Raw genomic sequence first — 15,304 nt, forward strand, 5'->3', positions numbered from 1 at the left:
GACGCCCGGGTCTCTGAATCAGCTGTTCTTGGGGAAAAGGGTCTGGACCGCGGCGTCGATCTTGTCTTTCGCGCCCTGGTCCTTGCTGGTGGTGCCGGGCTCGCCGCCGATGTTCAGGTCCAGCGTGCCCTTGGGCGTGTTGATCTGGGCGTTCTCTTCGGCGTTGAAGTTGAAGCGCACGCCGGTCAGGTTGATCTGGCCGCTGGCATTGAGCTCCAGCACGCTCTTGCCACAGACCAGGCGCAGGTTTTCGCCCACTTCGATCAGGTAGCTGGTGCTGATGCTGTCGGTCTTGCTCGCGCCGACCATCAGGATGTCGTTGCGGCGTACCGCGCGAATGCGGTCCTGGCCGATCAGCACGGTCTCCACCAGGCCCACGCTCTTGGTGCGCGAGATGCCCACGGTGTGCGTCTCGTGCTGCTCGACCACGATGTCCTGGTTGCGCTCGGCATGGATGTACAACTGCTCGGCGCCCTTCTTGTCCTCCATGCGGATCTCGTTGAAGTTGGCCGGCGTGCCGCCCTTGCTCGAACGGCTTTTCATGCCGCTCTGGGTCGCGTTGGCCGGCAGGTCGTAGGGTACGGCCTGTTCGGCGTTGTACACCCGCCCGGTGATGATCGGGCGGTCGGGATCGCCTTCCAGAAAACTCACGATGACTTCCTGGCCGATGCGCGGGATCTGCATCGAGCCCCAGTTCTTGCCGGCCCAGGCCTGCGACACGCGGATCCAGCAGGAGCTGTTCTCGTTGGACTGGTCGTGGCGGTCCCAGTAGAAGTGCACCTTCACCCGACCAAACTGGTCGGTCCAGATCTCTTCGCCGGCGGGGCCGACCACGATGGCGGTCTGCGGGCCCTTGACCACCGGGCGCGGGGTGTTGGCCAACGGGCGGAAGGTCTGCTGCGCGTCGATGCAGCCCAGGCTGCTCTCGAACTGCGCCGCGCCACTGCCGGCCCCGGTCTCCAGGCGCTCCTGGGAGATGAACACGCGGGTGTACACGATCAGGTACTCGCGGTTCTGATCCTGGCGGCTGAAGCCGGTCATGCTGAACAGGTGCCCGGCGCCCAGGCCCCGCGCATTGCCCTTGAGCTGCACGCGTTCGTGCAGGCTTTGCAGGGCTTCGATGCGGGTGCGTGCGTAATGCTCGCCGTCCTGGCTCTGCACATAGGTGCCGGGGTAGTCGTACAGCGGGTAGTCGCCGGCGGCATGCGGGCGCGGCATGGCCGAGCGCACGTCGATGCGTGCGCTGGGGCGCTGGAAGTCGTAGTCGTTGAGCTCAAGCGAACCCGGCTGCACCTCCTGCGCCAGGTGCCAGTCGTTGAGGTGGTCGCGTTCGCGGTGCTGGCCGTCGGGCGGGTAGTAGGGCACCGACTCGTAGCCGGGGCAGGCCTGGTGCGCACCGTAGGCGTCGGCCAGTACCAGCACGTGACGGTCTTTCTCGTGGCGGAAATAGTAGTAGATGCCTTCCTGTTCCATCAGCCGGCTGACGAAGTCGAAGCTGGTCTCGCGGTACTGCACGCAGTATTCCCACTCGCGGTACGGCCGGCTCAGGCTGTCTTCGAAGTCGGAAAAACCCAGGTCGCGAAACACCTGCTTGATGATCTGCGGGATGGTCTGGTTCTGGAAGATGCGGCAGTCGGAGGTACGCGTCAGCAGCCACAGCCAGGGGCGCAGGGTCACCTGGTAGCTGGCGTACTGGCCCCGGTCGATGTTCTGGCTGCAGCGCGCGACGATACCGTGAAAATGGCGCTGGCCCTGGCCGTCCAGTTGCAGCGACAGGCTCATGGGCTTGCCGAGCAACTGGTTGAGGTCGATGGCCGCGTCGCTGGAGGTCAACTGCAACTCGTAGTCGAACAGTCGCCCCAGCTCCTCGCCACCGCCCATCTCGCTCAGGATCAGCGTGTCCGGGCCCAGTGGGCTGTTGATCTGCGCCATGCGCGTGAGTTGCTTGAAGAACATGCGGGTCGGGTCTCGTCAGGCTTCAGCTGGCATCGCTGAAGTGGTACTGCAACTGGTTGTCCCGGGCACTGATGCGCACCCCGGCCAGGGCCTTGCCTTCAAGCATGCGCGTGAGGAACTCGCGGCTCATGTCCGGCAGCAGGCTGTTGGTGAGGATCGCGTCGATCATGCGCCCGCCGCTTTCGTTCTCGGTGCAGCGCGACACGATCAGCTCGACCACGCTGTCGTCGTAGTCGAAGGCAACCTTGTGGGTGGCCTGCACACGCTTGCGGATGCGCTCCAGCTGCAGGCGCGTGATGGCCTTGAGCATGTCGTCGCTGAGCGGGTAGTACGGGATGGTCACCAGCCGCCCGAGCAGCGCCGGCGGGAAGATCTCCAGCAGCGGCGGGCGCAGGGCGCTGGCGATGGCCTCGGGGTCGGGCAGGTTCTGCACGTCTTTGCACAGGTGCGAGATCAGCTCGGTACCGGCGTTGGTGGTGAGCAGGATCAGGGTGTTCTTGAAGTCGATCACGCGGCCTTCGCCGTCTTCCATCACGCCCTTGTCGAACACCTGGAAGAAGATCTCGTGCACATCCGGGTGGGCTTTTTCCACCTCGTCCAGCAGCACCACGCTGTACGGCTTGCGGCGCACCGCTTCGGTCAGCACACCGCCTTCGCCGTAGCCCACGTAGCCCGGTGGCGCACCCTTGAGGGTCGACACGGTATGCGCTTCCTGGAACTCGCTCATGTTGATGGTGATGACGTTCTGCTCGCCGCCATACATGGCCTCGGCCAGCGCCAGCGCGGTCTCGGTCTTGCCCACCCCGGAGGTGCCGGCGAGCATGAACACGCCGATCGGCTTGCTCGGGTTGTCCAGCCCCGCGCGCGAGGTCTGGATGCGCCGGGCGATCATCTGCAGGGCATGGTCCTGGCCGATGATGCGTTTTTTCAGGTGCTGGTCGAGGTTGAGCACGGTTTCCAGCTCGTTGCGTGCCATGCGCCCGACCGGGATACCGGTCCAGTCGGCCACCACCGAGGCCACCGCCTGGTAGTCCACGGTCGGCAGGATCAGCGGGGTTTCGCCTTGCAGTGCACTCAGGCGCTGCTGCAGGTCGACCAGGCGCTCGCGCAGGCCATGCTCGCCCGCCGTATCGCTGTCGACCACGCCCACGCTGTCGCGCAGTTGCTTGCGCGTGGCCAGCAGTTCGTCGACCAGCGTTTTCTCTTCGGCCCAGCGGTTTTCAAGCTCGGCCAGCCGCTCGCGCTCGGCGCCCAGCAGCGTCTCGCCGTGCTGCTGGCGGTTGCCGATGAGGATGCCGATGGCGTGTTCACGGGCGATGATCTGCAACTCGGTTTCCAGCGCCTCGATACGCCGGCGGCTGTCGTCGACCTCGGCCGGCACCGCGTGCAGGCTGATGGCGACGCGGGCGCAGGCGGTGTCGAGCAGGCTCACCGACTTGTCCGGCAACTGGCGCGCCGGAATGTAGCGGTGCGACAGCTTGACCGAGGCTTCCAGTGCTTCGTCGAGGATCTGCACCTGGTGGTGCTGCTCCATGGTCGAGGCCACCCCGCGCATCATCAGCAGCGCCTTGTCTTCGCTGGGCTCGGCCACCTGCACCACCTGGAAGCGGCGGGTCAGGGCCGGGTCTTTCTCGATGTGCTTCTTGTATTCGGCCCAGGTGGTGGCGGCCACGGTGCGCAGGCTGCCGCGGGCCAGGGCCGGCTTGAGCAGGTTGGCCGCATCACCGGTGCCGGCCGCGCCACCGGCGCCGACCAGGGTGTGGGCTTCGTCGATGAACAGGATGATCGGCGTGGGCGAGGCCTGCACGTCTTCGATCACCTGGCGCAGGCGCTGCTCGAACTCGCCTTTCATGCTCGCGCCGGCCTGCAGCAGGCCCACGTCGAGGCTGCGCAGTTCGACGTCCTTGAGCGCGGGCGGCACGTCGCCTGCGACGATGCGCAGGGCGAAGCCTTCGACCACGGCGGTCTTGCCCACGCCGGCTTCACCGGTGAGGATCGGGTTGTTCTGGCGCCGACGCATGAGGATGTCGACCAGTTGGCGGATCTCTTCGTCGCGGCCCACGATCGGGTCCAGCTTGCCTTCGCGGGCTTGCGCAGTGAGGTCCACGGTGAAGCGCTTGAGCGCTTCCTGCTTGCCCAGCGCACTGGGCGCCATGGCACCGCTGGCTTCGCCGGGTACGCCGGCATTGAAGCCGTCGCTGGCGGCCAGGGCGTTTTCCGGCGAGTCGCCGACGTACTCGTCAAAGCGTTCGGTGAGGGTTTCTACCTTGACCTTGTCGAATTCACGCGACAGCGCCAGCAGCGCGTTGCGCAGGCTCGGGGTCTTGAGCACGCCGATCACCAGGTAGCCGGTGCGCACCTGGCTTTCGCCGAACATCAGGCTGCCGTATACCCAGCCGCGCTCGACGGCTTCTTCCACGTGCGAGGACAGGTCGGTGATCGAGGTCGAGCCGCGCGGCAGGCGGTCGAGTGCCGCGGTCAGGTCGGCGGCCAGGCGCGCCGGCTCCAGGTTGAACTGGCGGATGATGCGGTGCAGGTCCGAGTCCTGCAACTGCAGCAACTGGTGCAGCCAGTGCGCCAGTTCCACATAGGGGTTGCCGCGCAATTTGCAGAACACCGTGGCCGCTTCGATGGCCTTGTAGGCAACGCTGTTGAGTTTGCCGAACAGCGCGGCGCGACTGATTTCACCCATGTTCTGTGCTCCTTGAATGTGCTGATGACGTCGCCTGCTCGGCGTAGTACCGGGCCAGCGTCAGATCCTTTGCATCGTGGGCGGGCTGGCCAAGCCAGGTATCGAAACCCAGGCGCAGGCCGCCGTTGAGTTGCAGGGCCGGCACCTGGGGCTGCTTGAGCACCAGGTTCAGGTCCCAGTCCAGTTCGTGCCCCAGGTACTCGGCAACCCATGCCACCAGGTCGCTGAACGCCTGGCCGCCTGGCAGCAGCGCCAGGTATTGCGCGCGGTCCAGCGGGCCGAGGCAGATGCGGAACTTGTGCTGTCGGTCCCACACGTGGGCTCCCAGGCACAGGTCGACGCCCAACTGATGGGCACGTCGGCCCAGGCGACTGCGTTCGGGCAGTTGCAGCCATTGGCCGACATATTCCTCGATGTGCACCGGCACCCCGAAATAGTCGCCCAGGATCGCCTGCAGGCCGTCCGGGTAGCGGGTCTGTGCGGCCAGGTGGCCGCTGTAGTGCAGCTTGCCGGTGTCGGCCAGCGGGCCCTGGCCACGCAGCTCGGGCATGCCGCGCCCGCTCAGCGCCCCCAGGCGCTGGGCAAAATAGTCGTCGTCGGGGCGGTCGTGGCTCACCGTCGGGCGCGCCTCGGCCCAGGCGCGGTAGAACAGGCTCAGCAGGCGATGGTGGAACACGTCCAGGAATGCCTTGCTGGTGCTGTCGGCGTGGTTGCGCTGGCGCTCGCGCACGTACTCGGTGAGGTGCAGCGGCAGCGGCCCGTTGGGCCCGCCCAGGCCGAAGAAGAACTGCTCCAGGCGCGCCGGCGCGTGCTCGCTGGCTTGGCTGATGGACGCCAGGGTGGCCGGAGCGAAGGCGCAGTTCATCTGCTGGCCGAGGCGTACCGGGTCGTCGGCCAGGCGCAGCGAATGGCCGAAGCGCGGCAACTGCGGGGCTTCGCATTCGAGGCGGCGCAGGGCCTGGAAGTAGTCGAAGGCCCAGGGTTCGGCCTGCATCCGCTCGAGGCTACTCACAGGGTTGGCCGACGCCCGGGTTTGGCGTTCCAGCGCATGATCTCGCCGCGTTCGGTGGTGCGTACCACGGTCTCGGTGAAGCTGTTGATCGACACGTAGCGGGTCAGGAAGCGCTCGAACACCGCGCCCAGCAGGAACACCCCGGTGCCGCGAAAGGCGTTTTCGTCGAAGCTCAGGGTGATCTCCAGGCCGCGCCCGAAGGCGATCGGGCCGGGCATCGGCAGGCGCCGGGTCACGGCCTTGCTGCTGACCTCGCGCAGGCCGTCGATCTGCAACTGCAGTGCCGGGTCATGGCTGTCGCCGTACAGGCGCAGCAGTTCGCGCAGCGCCGCAGCGCCCTGGCCCTGTTCGGTCAGCGACAGGTAGTTCAGCGACAGCTGGCTGATCAGGCGCCAGGCCTGGTTGTCGTGGGCATGGCTGGCCTGTGGGCGGCTGGGCCCGGCCAGGCAGCGGATCGCTGCTACCGGTGCGCTGTCGGCCAGGGTGAAGTCGCTGCGCCCGTCGCCCACGTTCATGAACAGCGGCAGGTCGCGGTTGGTGCACAGCGCGCTGATGCCCAGCTGGCGCAGGTCATGACGGTACGGCGCCTGCTGGCCGTCGACCAGGCTGATGAAGGTTTCGCTGCCCATGTAGGTGGAGCGTGTGCCGCTGCGTCGCTGTTCGCTGGACAGCACGCGCGGCTCGCGGCGTACGCTGTAGTAGGCCTGGTCGCGGCCGTAGCGCGACGGGTCGCGCACCGCGTAGAACGGCAGGAACGGCTGCTCGGGCCCGGTACCGTGGCCGGTCACGCCGAGCAGCGAATGCACCTCGAAATCCATCGGCCGGGTGCGGTCGGCGATCACCTGGTGTTCGTTGAAGCGGTCGTTCAGGTGAATGCGGTCGACCCGGCGCGGGAACAGGTTGATCGCCGGGGTGCAGAAGGGCACGAACTGGCTGGCATCGACGCTGCTCTCCAGGGTCTGGTCGAGGCGCTCGAACAGCACGATCAGCTCCAGTTCCTGGCCGCTGCAGCGCTGCACCGCACGTGTCAGTTCGGCGACCTCGACGAACAGGTAGCGCTGCGGCAGGGCGAAATATTCCTGCAGCAGGCGATAGCCCTGGAAGGCTTGCGGCACCACCGGCAACGCCGCTTCGCGGTCGTCGAAACCGCACGCGCGCAGGGCCGTGTCGGGCAGGCGTTCGACCCAGTCATGCCCTGGCTGGCGCACGAACACCGCGCAGGCATTGCCCAGCAACTGCTCGTACAGGCGGAAGGGCTTTTCGTCGGCGCCATTGAGGTACAGCGGCAGGTTGTCCAGCGCGAGGCTGTTGAACGGCAGTTCGGCGCCGGTGCGCAAGGTGATGCGCAGGCCCGCGCGGGCCTTCGGCTCGCTGGCCGCCAGCCGGCCCAGGGTGGCCGCCGGGTTGGCGAAGTACTCGGCATGGCTCACCTGCAGCGGCCACAGGGTCACGTCGTGGGCGGTGCGGAACTCGCACGGGGTCTGCTCGTCGCGGCCCAGGGTGGCGCGCAGCGCACTGCCGCGCGGCAGGCTGAAACCACTGCTCAGCGAGCCCTCGTCGGGGTCGGTCTGCAACTGCACCACGGTCATCGACGGGGTCGGCGCCAGGTAATGCGGGTAGGCGATTTCCAGCAGGTTGTGGGTAAAGGTCGGATACTCGGCATCCAGCTTGAGCTGTACCCGCGCCGTGAGGTAGGCGAACCCTTCCAGCAGGCGTTCGACATACGGGTCGGCGCACTCGATGCCGGACAGCGTCAGGCGCCCGGCGATCTTGGGGTACTGCTTGGCAAATTCGGCCGCGCTTTCGCGGATGTGTTGCAGTTCCTGGTTGTACAGCTCCAGCAGGCGCGGGTTCATGCACGTCTCCGACGTTCGGCGGGTGCTACCCGGACATGCCCGGACTCCAGGTCCAGGTCGGTGCGCAGCAGCAACGGCAGCGCCGCGGGCTGTGCCCACAGGTCGCCTTCGATCTCGAAGCTCAGGGCGTTGTGGTTCATTTCATCGGGGCCCACATGCGCGCGTACGCGCAGGCTGCTACGCAGGATGCGTGGTTCATAGGTGGCAATGGCCTGGTAGATCAGGTTTTCCAGGGCACCGATATCGATGTTCGACACGCTGTTGCCGGCCAGCGCAGGCAGCCCGTAGTTGACCACCGAAGCGCCAGCCGGGGTCAGGCGGGTGGTGGCGGCATCGAGCAGCGAGGTGGTGTTGAGCAGCCAGGTCAGGTCGCGCAACACCGAGGCCTTGAGCTGGCTCAGCGAGAGCACGCGCTTGTCGGCGCTTTCCTGCAGGTTGCCGGGTTCATCGTCGGTCAGACGGTCCAGCAGCGAGGGTTGCAAGCGGTCACGCGCGGCGATTTCGGCTACCAATTGAGGCACCTGGGCAGTTTTACAGGGAGCACGCCCCCGGCCAGGGGAGGGAGCCGGGGGCGTGGTGGATCAGCGCTTGGTGTTCGAGCGCACGTTCCAGCCGTACTTGATCGGGCCGCCGTCCTTGGAACCGTCGGCTTTCTGCGGCTGGTAGTCGACCGTCACCTGGGCGAAATTCAGGGTGATGTTCTCGGTCAGGCGATCATCGTGGCCCGAACCGCCGGTGCTCAGCGAGGTGACCAGCACTTCTTCGAGGTTGATGATCATGTACTCGACCTGGCTTTCGCCGCCGGCCTTGCGCACGGTCAGGGTGACCTTGTCGATGTGCTTGCCGCTGGAGCAATGCATCATCAGGTTGGGCGAGGCCTTGTCGACGTACTTGGTCAGCGACAGGTCCTGGATGTTGACCTTGCCGGCACCGCCGCCACCGCCCATGTGCATGTTGCCGGACTGGGACATGCCCCAGCTCCAGTTCAGTACATCGACTTCGTCCTTGTGGGTCTTGTCCATGGACTCGCCCTTGATGTCGCCAATCTTGATGAAAATATCAACAGCCATGTTGTCTCCAAAAGTGGCACCTGCCACATCGCTATTCAGACCGGCCCCGCCTCATGCGGGGCCGTACACAGGGGGGGTCAGGCGCCCTTGGCCGACGGCAGCTTGGATACCAGGCGCAGCGACACGGTCAGCCCTTCGAGCTGGTAGTGCGGGCGCAGGTAGAAGCGCGAGTTGTAGTAGCCAGGGTTGCCCTCGACGTCCTCCACCACCACCTCGGCCGCGGCCAGCGGGTGCTGGGCCTTGGTGGTTTCGGTGGAGTGGGCCGGGTCGCCGTCGACGTAGTTGAGGATCCAGTCCTGCAGCCAGCGCTGCATTTCGTCCTTCTCTTTGAACGAGCCGATCTTGTCGCGCACGATGCACTTGAGGTAGTGCGCAAAGCGGCAGGTGGCGAACAGGTACGGCAGGCGCGCGGCCAGGTTGGCGTTGGCGGTGGCGTCCGGGTCGTCGTATTCGGCCGGCTTCTGCAGCGACTGCGCACCGATGAACGCGGCGAAGTCGGTGTTCTTCTTGTGCAGCAGCGGCATGAAGCCGTTCTTGGCCAGCTCCGCTTCGCGTCGGTCGGAGATGGCGATCTCGGTCGGGCACTTCATGTCCACGCCACCGTCGTCGGTGGGGAAGGTGTGCGCCGGCAGGTTCTGCACTTCGCCGCCCGACTCCACGCCGCGGATGCGCGAGCACCAGCCGTAGTGCTTGAACGAACGGTTGATGTTCACCGCCATCGCGTAGGCCGCGTTGGCCCAGGTGTACTTGGCGCTGTCGGCACCGTCGGTGTCTTCTTCGAAGGCGAAGGCTTCCACCGGGTCGGTCTTGGCGCCGTACGGCAGGCGCGCCAGGAAGCGTGGCATGGTCAGGCCGATGTAGCGCGCGTCTTCCGATTCGCGCAGCGAGCGCCAGCCGGCGTATTCCGGGGTGGTGAAGATCTTGGTCAGGTCGCGCGGGTTGGACAGCTCCTGCCACGAACCCATACCCATTACCGTTGGCGAGGCGGCCGAGATGAACGGCGCGTGCATGGCGGCGCAGACCTTGGACAGCTCGCCCAGCAGTTCCACGTCCGGTGGCGACTGGTCGAAGTAGTAGTCGCCGACCAGGCAGCCATAGGGCTCACCGCCGAACTGGCCGTATTCCTCTTCGTACATCTTCTTGAAGATCGGGCTCTGGTCCCACGCGGTGCCCTTGAACTTCTTCAGGGTCTTGTGCAGCTCGGGCTTGGCGATGTTGAGCACGCGAATCTTCAGCTGCTCGTCGCTTTCGGTGTTGTTGACCAGGTAGTGCAGGCCGCGCCAGGCGCTTTCCAGCTGCTGGAACTGCGGGTGGTGGATCACCTGGTTGACCTGCGCGGTGAGCTTGGCGTCGATGGCCGCGATGATCGACTCGATCGAGCTGATCGCGTCGTTGGACACCAGGTCGGTCTGCGCCAGGGCCTGTTCGGCCAGGGTGCGCACGGCGGTCTCGACCGCTTCGCGGGCGCGCTCGGTCTTGGGTTTGAATTCCTGCAGCAGCAGCGATGCGAACTCGCTGGTTTGCTCGGTGCTGGCCTGGGTCAGGCTTTCACGCATCAGATCGGTCATGAGAGTGGGTCCTGGTTAGCTGTTCGGCTCGGCATCGGTGGGCTTTGGCGCACTGGCCAGGGCCTTGAGCAGGGCCGGGTCCTTGATGGCTTTCATGATGATGTCTTCGGCGCCGGTCTTGCCGTCCATGTAGGTCAGCAGGTTGGCCAGCTGGGTGCGCGCGTCGAGCAGTTGCTTGAGCGAGTCGACCTTGCGCGCCACGGCGGCGGGGCTGAAGTCGTCCATGCTCTCGAAGGTGATGTCCAGGCTCAGGTTGCCTTCGCCGGTCAGCTCGTTGGGTACGTGGAACGCCACGCGCGGCTGCATGGCCTTGAGGCGCGAGTCGAAGTTGTCGACGTCGATCTCCAGGAACTTGCGCTCGGCCACGGGTGCCAGCGGTTCGGCCGGCTTGCCGGCGAGGTCGGCCATGACGCCCATGACGAAAGGCAGCTGGACCTTTTTCTCGGCGCCGTACAGCTCGACGTCGTATTCGATCTGGACCCGAGGTGCGCGGTTGCGCGCGATGAATTTCTGAGAACTGGTGTTCGCCACGTTGTTCCTCCTGGTCGCAGGTGCGACGGGTGCTGGGGGTTGCGTGATCCGCGTCGATGCTGGCCGTCAGGCCTCAGTCGAGGTCGGGTCCGCGCAAGTTTTCAAATTGCGAAAGGCCATCGGGTATCAGGTTGCGCACGATGGTCGCGAAGTCGGCCTGGACCAGATGCTTCGCCCGGGTCAGCAGCACCGGCAGCGGGCTCGACGGCTCGTGGCGGGCGTAATAGGTGAGGATGCGCTCAAGGCTGCGCAGCACATCGTCACGGCTTTGGATCTCGCCCGACACCCGTGCGGCAACGGGCGCCAGTGCCGCTGCGGGCACCTCGCCGGTCACGTCGAGGTCATTGGCGGCCGGCAGTGCGGCGTCGCTGGCCGGCAGGTGCTGTTCGAGCACTTGCAGCGCCTGCTTGAGGGGTTGCTTGAGGGCGCTGAAATCAACGCCACTGGCCGAGCCGACCTGTTCGCTGACGTACTGCTCGATGGCCACGGCGCTGGCGTATGCGCTGCGCAGGGCTTGGCGGGTGGCCTGCAGGTGCTCGGGGTCGCTGTCGTGCAGTGCGCCGGCCAGTTCATCGGCGTTCAGCTGTTCGCTGGCGAAGTGCTGCAGGCCGCTGGCATGCAGGGCCGCACGCAGGCTGACCGGGCCGAAGGCGCGCGAACGGGTGAGGATGCTGTCGCGCAGCAGGGCAACGTTGCTGTCGCTGGCGATGCCGGCCAGTGCGTTGATGCGCACGGTAGGGTCATTGTCGTCGTCGGCATCCAGCTGCGGGTGCAGGTCGGCCCAGTACTGGCCGAGCAGCGCGTGCACCAGGCCGAGCGCGGCGCTCAGGCCGTGGATGCCCTCCAGGGCCAGCTTGCTCTGCAGCAGGTGATGGGTGATGCGCAGGTCTTTGCTGCGTTGCAGCAGGGCCAGGCAGGACTGCTCGACCAGGCGCCACTGGGGCGGTTCGGCCGGCTGCGTGGCGTCGCCCATGACGCGCTCGGGCTTGCCTTGGGCATCACGCTCCAATTGCAGGAAGTCGGGGTCATATTCGAGATCGTCGCCGCAGGGGAAGGGAGCGGAAACAGCAGCGAGCAAAAGCGGGGAATCCACCTGGTTTCGATCTCCATATCGGCCTGCGGTGCGCAGGAAGTGCGGGCAAAGTTCAGGCTTAAAGTTTGCGCTCGCGTGCGCTAGTGCAATAAGTGATATCAACGTGATATCACTTTGTGTAGTCAGCAATTTGCGCATTTTTGGTTTAATTTTTTTGGACTGTCAAGGTAAGCTTCTGCGCGTTGTTACCTTTGTGACGTAGCTAACAGCTCGGTAGCAGCGCAGGGCAAGTTGCGGTTGACGCGCGAAAAATTCATGTTTAAATCGCAAAATTTGGCCGAAAGGCCCCTGTTTCAGGGGAATTTTGGCAGTTTTGCGTGGGTCACGTCGCCTGCCATCGAGGCAGTCAGGGTTCCCGAATACCTACCCGCGATGTAAGCAAGGAGGCGTGATGTCGCTGTGTTTGACCATTCTTAGTTATCACAAGATTACGCCTGGACAATGTGCGGAAAAGTGCCTGGACAAGGGAACTATTCGAATTGGCCGGGGTCCGGCGAATGATTGGGTATTACCCGACCCGGAACGCCTGATATCGTCGCAACATTGCGTAGTTCAATACCGTGAAGGTCACTATTACTTGACCGATAACAGCACTAACGGTGTGGAGTTAGTGCGGGCAGGTATTCGCATGCGACGCGGCAGCAGTGAGCGCTTAGTTGACGGTGAAACCTTCCGTATTGGCGATTACGAGATCCAGGCACGCATCGATTCGAGCTTCCAGCTGGGGGCGGGCGCTGGGGTGCAAGGCGCCGATTCGCACAGCTTCGAGGCGTTGATGGGGCAGGCCAGTGGCGCGCCTGCAACGTTCGCCAGTGACGTCTTCGCGAGCGACGTGACGCCTGCGTTCGTCGCCCCTGCCGGGGCCCAGGACACCCTGGCCGACCTGTTCGACTTTCTCGACCCGCCCGTGGTTGCGCCGGTAACCCAGGCTGATCACGTGCCGGCGCAACAGCATGACTTTCGCCCGCCGACACCGGTGGCTGCGCCTGTACCTGAGCCGGTGCTGGCAGCCGTGCCGGTCGCCGCTCAGCCGCTGATTCCGGAAGACTGGGACCTGTTTGCCGATGCCCCCTCCCTGTCGGCACCGATCACGCCGGCGCCGGTCAGGGTGCCAGCGCCCGAGCCGGAACCTGTGCCTGCGTCTGAGCCAGTCGCCGCGCCGGTGGCGGCCGCCGCCGAAGCAGCCGAGCCAGCCGACCTGTTGCAGGCTTTCCTGCGCGGCGCCGGGCTTGAGCGTCTGCAGGTCGACCGCGAGCAGGCGCTGGCACAGATGGAAGACATCGGGCGCAGCTACCGCCTAATGGTCGAGGGCCTGATCGACGTGCTGCGTGCGCGCACCAGCCTCAAGGGCGAGTTCCGCATGCAGCAGACGATGATCCGCCCGCTGGAGAACAACCCGCTCAAGTTCGCCCCCAATGCCGATGAGGCGCTGTTGCTGCTGTTGCGTCACGGCAACCACGCCTTCATGGCGCCGGCACAGGCGGTGCGCGACAGCTTCGACGATTTGCGTGCGCACCAGATCGCCGTGATGGCCGGTGTGGAAGCGGCGATCAAGCACCTGCTGGCGCGCTTCGAGCCTGGCCAGCTGGAGGCCCGCATGGCCAGCCCCGGCGGGCTGTCCAAGCTCTTCGCCGGCTCGCGCCAGAGCCAGCAGTGGCAGCAGTTCACCGAGCTCTACAGCCAGATTTCACGCGAGGCGCAAGACGACTTCCAGGACCTCTTCGGTCGGGAGTTCAGCCGCGCCTACGAAGCCCACAGTGAGCGCTTGCAACGCCCGTGAACGGGCCAGGATGCAACGCAACGCAGTACGTCATGAGGACGCAGGATGATTCGAAGAGGAGTGCTGGCAACCCTGGCCCTGCTGGTACTGGCCGGTTGCAGCAAGGACGAGACGGGGCCGGGTGTCACGCCGCCCAGGGTGGCGCCGGCATCGCCGTCCACCGCCGTCACGCTGTACTTCAGTGCCGCCCAGGGCCTCAACCCGGGCGCGACCGGCCAGCCCGCACCGGTGCGCGTGCGCCTGTTCGAGCTGAAGAACAGCGCCGGCTTCAGCCGTGCCGATTATTTCGCCCTGGCCGAGCGTGCCAGCCAGACCCTGGGCAGCGACCTGCTGGACCAGGACGAAGTGCTGCTGCAGCCCGGTGAGCAACTGCACCTGAAACGTGAGCTGGACCCCGCCACACGCCAGATCGGCCTTGTAGTGGGCTACCGCGAGCTCGACCAGGCGCAATGGCGCAGCGTGCTCGCCGTGCCCCCGCGTGACTACCAGATCAGCCTCGATGTGCGCGCCATTCGTGCCGACGCCGTCCTGCCCTCAACCCGCACCGCCCCATAGGCAATCGGAGCCCCCATGTCCTGGAACAATCGAGTGGTCTGGTCGGAAGGCATGTTCATCGGAACACAGCACTTCCAGCAGCAGGACCGTTACCTGGAAAACCTCATCGATGCGCGCAGCCGACCGCTCTCGGCCGCCGGTTGGGGCTTCAGCGAGCTGCTGATCGACCAGGGCCTGCTGGCCCAGGGCAAGCTGGCGATCGTATCGGCCCGCGGCCTGCTGCCCGATGGCACGCCGTTCAACATCCCTCATGACGACCTGCCGCCCAGCCCGCTGGACATCGACGACAACCTGCGCGATGGCCTGGTGTACCTGGCCCTGCCGCTCAAGCGCGCCGGTGCGCGTGACACGGTGGACGAAGGTGAAGCGCTGCACGGTGCGCGTTACGTGAGCCGGGTGAGCGAGGTGCGCGACGACAACGCCCCGTTTGAAAACCGCGCGCCGGTGGCGCTGGGTTCACGCGCGCTGCGCCTGCTCACCGCGCGTGACGGCCTGAGCGACTACGCCACCCTGGGCCTGGTCAGGGTCAAGGAAAAGCGCGCCGACCGCGCCCTGGTGCTGGACGACAGCTACATCCCGCCGCTGCTGGACGTGGCGGTGAGCAAGCCGCTGGCAGCGATGCGCAGCGAACTGCTGGGCCTGCTGCACCAGCGCGGCGAAGCGTTGGCCGGGCGGGTGGTGGCCTCGGGCGCCGGGGGCGCCTCGGAGATCGCCGACTTCATGCTGCTGCAACTGGTCAACCGCGCCCAGCCGCTGCTGGAGCACCTGAACCAGCTCAGCCCGCTGCACCCGGAGCGGTTCTACAGCGAACTGGTGAGCCTGGCGGGCGAATTCGCCACCTTCAGCACCAGCACGCGACGCCCGCAGGAGTTTCCCGGTTACCAGCACGATGACCTGCTCGCCAGCTTTACCCCGGTGATCCAGGCGCTGCGCGAAGCGCTGTCGATGCTGATCGACAGCAAGGCCACGCCGATCCCGATCGTGGAGAAAGCCTATGGCGTGCACGTCGCGATGCTGGCCGACCGCAGCCTGCTCGACAGCGCCAGTTTCATCCTGGTGGTGCGTGCCGATGTGCCGAGCGAAACCCTGCGCTCGCGTTTCGGCCAGCAGAGCAAGATCGGTTCGGTGGAGCACATCCGCGACCTGGTCAACCTGCAACTCCCCGGCATCGGCCTGCTGCCGCTGCCGGTG

The 15,304-nt window shown here is 65.9% G+C and carries 12 protein-coding genes; 3 read left to right on the plus strand and 9 right to left on the minus strand.

Going from position 1 to position 15,304, the window contains the following annotated elements:
• Nucleotides 1-18 precede the first annotated feature (18 nt).
• The 9 genes from KUO17_RS22215 to tssA form a co-directional block, all read right to left on the minus strand.
• Nucleotides 19-1,956, minus strand: coding sequence for a type VI secretion system Vgr family protein (locus KUO17_RS22215; protein ID WP_217977722.1), 1,938 nt, complete (start codon nucleotides 1,954-1,956; stop codon nucleotides 19-21).
• Between the two features lie 22 nt (nucleotides 1,957-1,978).
• Complete coding sequence (gene tssH / locus KUO17_RS22220; RefSeq protein WP_217977723.1) at nucleotides 1,979-4,648, minus strand: type VI secretion system ATPase TssH; 2,670 nt, start codon at nucleotides 4,646-4,648, stop codon at nucleotides 1,979-1,981.
• Nucleotides 4,641-5,693, minus strand: coding sequence for a type VI secretion system baseplate subunit TssG (tssG, locus tag KUO17_RS22225; RefSeq protein WP_217977735.1), 1,053 nt, complete (start codon nucleotides 5,691-5,693; stop codon nucleotides 4,641-4,643). Before tssG ends, tssH begins: the two co-directional genes overlap by 8 nt.
• Nucleotides 5,657-7,516 carry a type VI secretion system baseplate subunit TssF gene (gene tssF, locus KUO17_RS22230; protein ID WP_217977724.1) on the minus strand — a complete coding sequence of 620 codons (1,860 nt, stop codon included), beginning with the start codon at nucleotides 7,514-7,516 and terminating at the stop codon, nucleotides 5,657-5,659. The genes tssG and tssF overlap by 37 nt, the downstream gene beginning before the upstream one ends.
• Nucleotides 7,513-8,028, minus strand: coding sequence for a type VI secretion system baseplate subunit TssE (gene tssE, locus KUO17_RS22235; RefSeq protein ID WP_217977726.1), 516 nt, complete (start codon nucleotides 8,026-8,028; stop codon nucleotides 7,513-7,515). Before tssE ends, tssF begins: the two co-directional genes overlap by 4 nt.
• Nucleotides 8,029-8,097: 69 nt before the next feature.
• A complete protein-coding gene (locus KUO17_RS22240; RefSeq protein ID WP_217977728.1) occupies nucleotides 8,098-8,586 on the minus strand; it encodes an Hcp family type VI secretion system effector in 489 nt (162 codons plus the stop codon).
• A gap of 77 nt (nucleotides 8,587-8,663) precedes the next feature.
• On the minus strand, nucleotides 8,664-10,154 hold the full coding sequence (tssC, locus tag KUO17_RS22245; RefSeq protein WP_217977729.1) for a type VI secretion system contractile sheath large subunit: 1,491 nt from the start codon (nucleotides 10,152-10,154) through the stop codon (nucleotides 8,664-8,666).
• A 15-nt stretch (nucleotides 10,155-10,169) separates the two neighbouring features.
• A complete protein-coding gene (gene tssB / locus KUO17_RS22250) occupies nucleotides 10,170-10,685 on the minus strand; it encodes a type VI secretion system contractile sheath small subunit (protein ID WP_217977730.1) in 516 nt (171 codons plus the stop codon).
• A gap of 73 nt (nucleotides 10,686-10,758) precedes the next feature.
• Nucleotides 10,759-11,778 (minus strand): type VI secretion system protein TssA, encoded by a 1,020-nt coding sequence (tssA, locus tag KUO17_RS22255; protein ID WP_217977731.1) that lies wholly within the window; start codon nucleotides 11,776-11,778, stop codon nucleotides 10,759-10,761.
• A gap of 391 nt (nucleotides 11,779-12,169) precedes the next feature.
• Here tssA and tagH point away from each other — a divergent pair, with 391 nt between their 5' ends.
• The 3 genes from tagH to tssK all read left to right on the plus strand — a co-directional run.
• Nucleotides 12,170-13,558, plus strand: coding sequence for a type VI secretion system-associated FHA domain protein TagH (gene tagH, locus KUO17_RS22260; RefSeq protein WP_217977732.1), 1,389 nt, complete (start codon nucleotides 12,170-12,172; stop codon nucleotides 13,556-13,558).
• A 45-nt stretch (nucleotides 13,559-13,603) separates the two neighbouring features.
• Entirely contained in the window at nucleotides 13,604-14,113 is a 510-nt protein-coding gene (gene tssJ / locus KUO17_RS22265; protein ID WP_217977733.1) for a type VI secretion system lipoprotein TssJ, read from the plus strand.
• A gap of 15 nt (nucleotides 14,114-14,128) precedes the next feature.
• On the plus strand, nucleotides 14,129-15,304 hold a 1,176-nt coding region (tssK, locus tag KUO17_RS22270), incomplete at its 3' end, for a type VI secretion system baseplate subunit TssK (protein ID WP_217977734.1).

Source organism: Pseudomonas aegrilactucae, assembly GCF_019168305.1.
Lineage (GTDB): Bacteria > Pseudomonadota > Gammaproteobacteria > Pseudomonadales > Pseudomonadaceae > Aquipseudomonas > Aquipseudomonas aegrilactucae.

Bases quoted from the DNA above. Each gene is read 5' to 3' on its own strand.
- tssC (WP_217977729.1), bottom strand. From the start codon at position 10,154: ATGACCGATCTGATGCGTGAAAGCCTGACCCAGGCCAGCACCGAGCAA.
- KUO17_RS22240 (WP_217977728.1), bottom strand. From the start codon at position 8,586: ATGGCTGTTGATATTTTCATCAAGATTGGCGACATCAAGGGCGAGTCC.
- tssF (WP_217977724.1), bottom strand. From the start codon at position 7,516: ATGAACCCGCGCCTGCTGGAGCTGTACAACCAGGAACTGCAACACATC.
- KUO17_RS22215 (WP_217977722.1), bottom strand. From the start codon at position 1,956: ATGTTCTTCAAGCAACTCACGCGCATGGCGCAGATCAACAGCCCACTG.
- tagH (WP_217977732.1), top strand. From the start codon at position 12,170: ATGTCGCTGTGTTTGACCATTCTTAGTTATCACAAGATTACGCCTGGA.
- tssJ (WP_217977733.1), top strand. From the start codon at position 13,604: ATGATTCGAAGAGGAGTGCTGGCAACCCTGGCCCTGCTGGTACTGGCC.
- tssH (WP_217977723.1), bottom strand. From the start codon at position 4,648: ATGGGTGAAATCAGTCGCGCCGCGCTGTTCGGCAAACTCAACAGCGTT.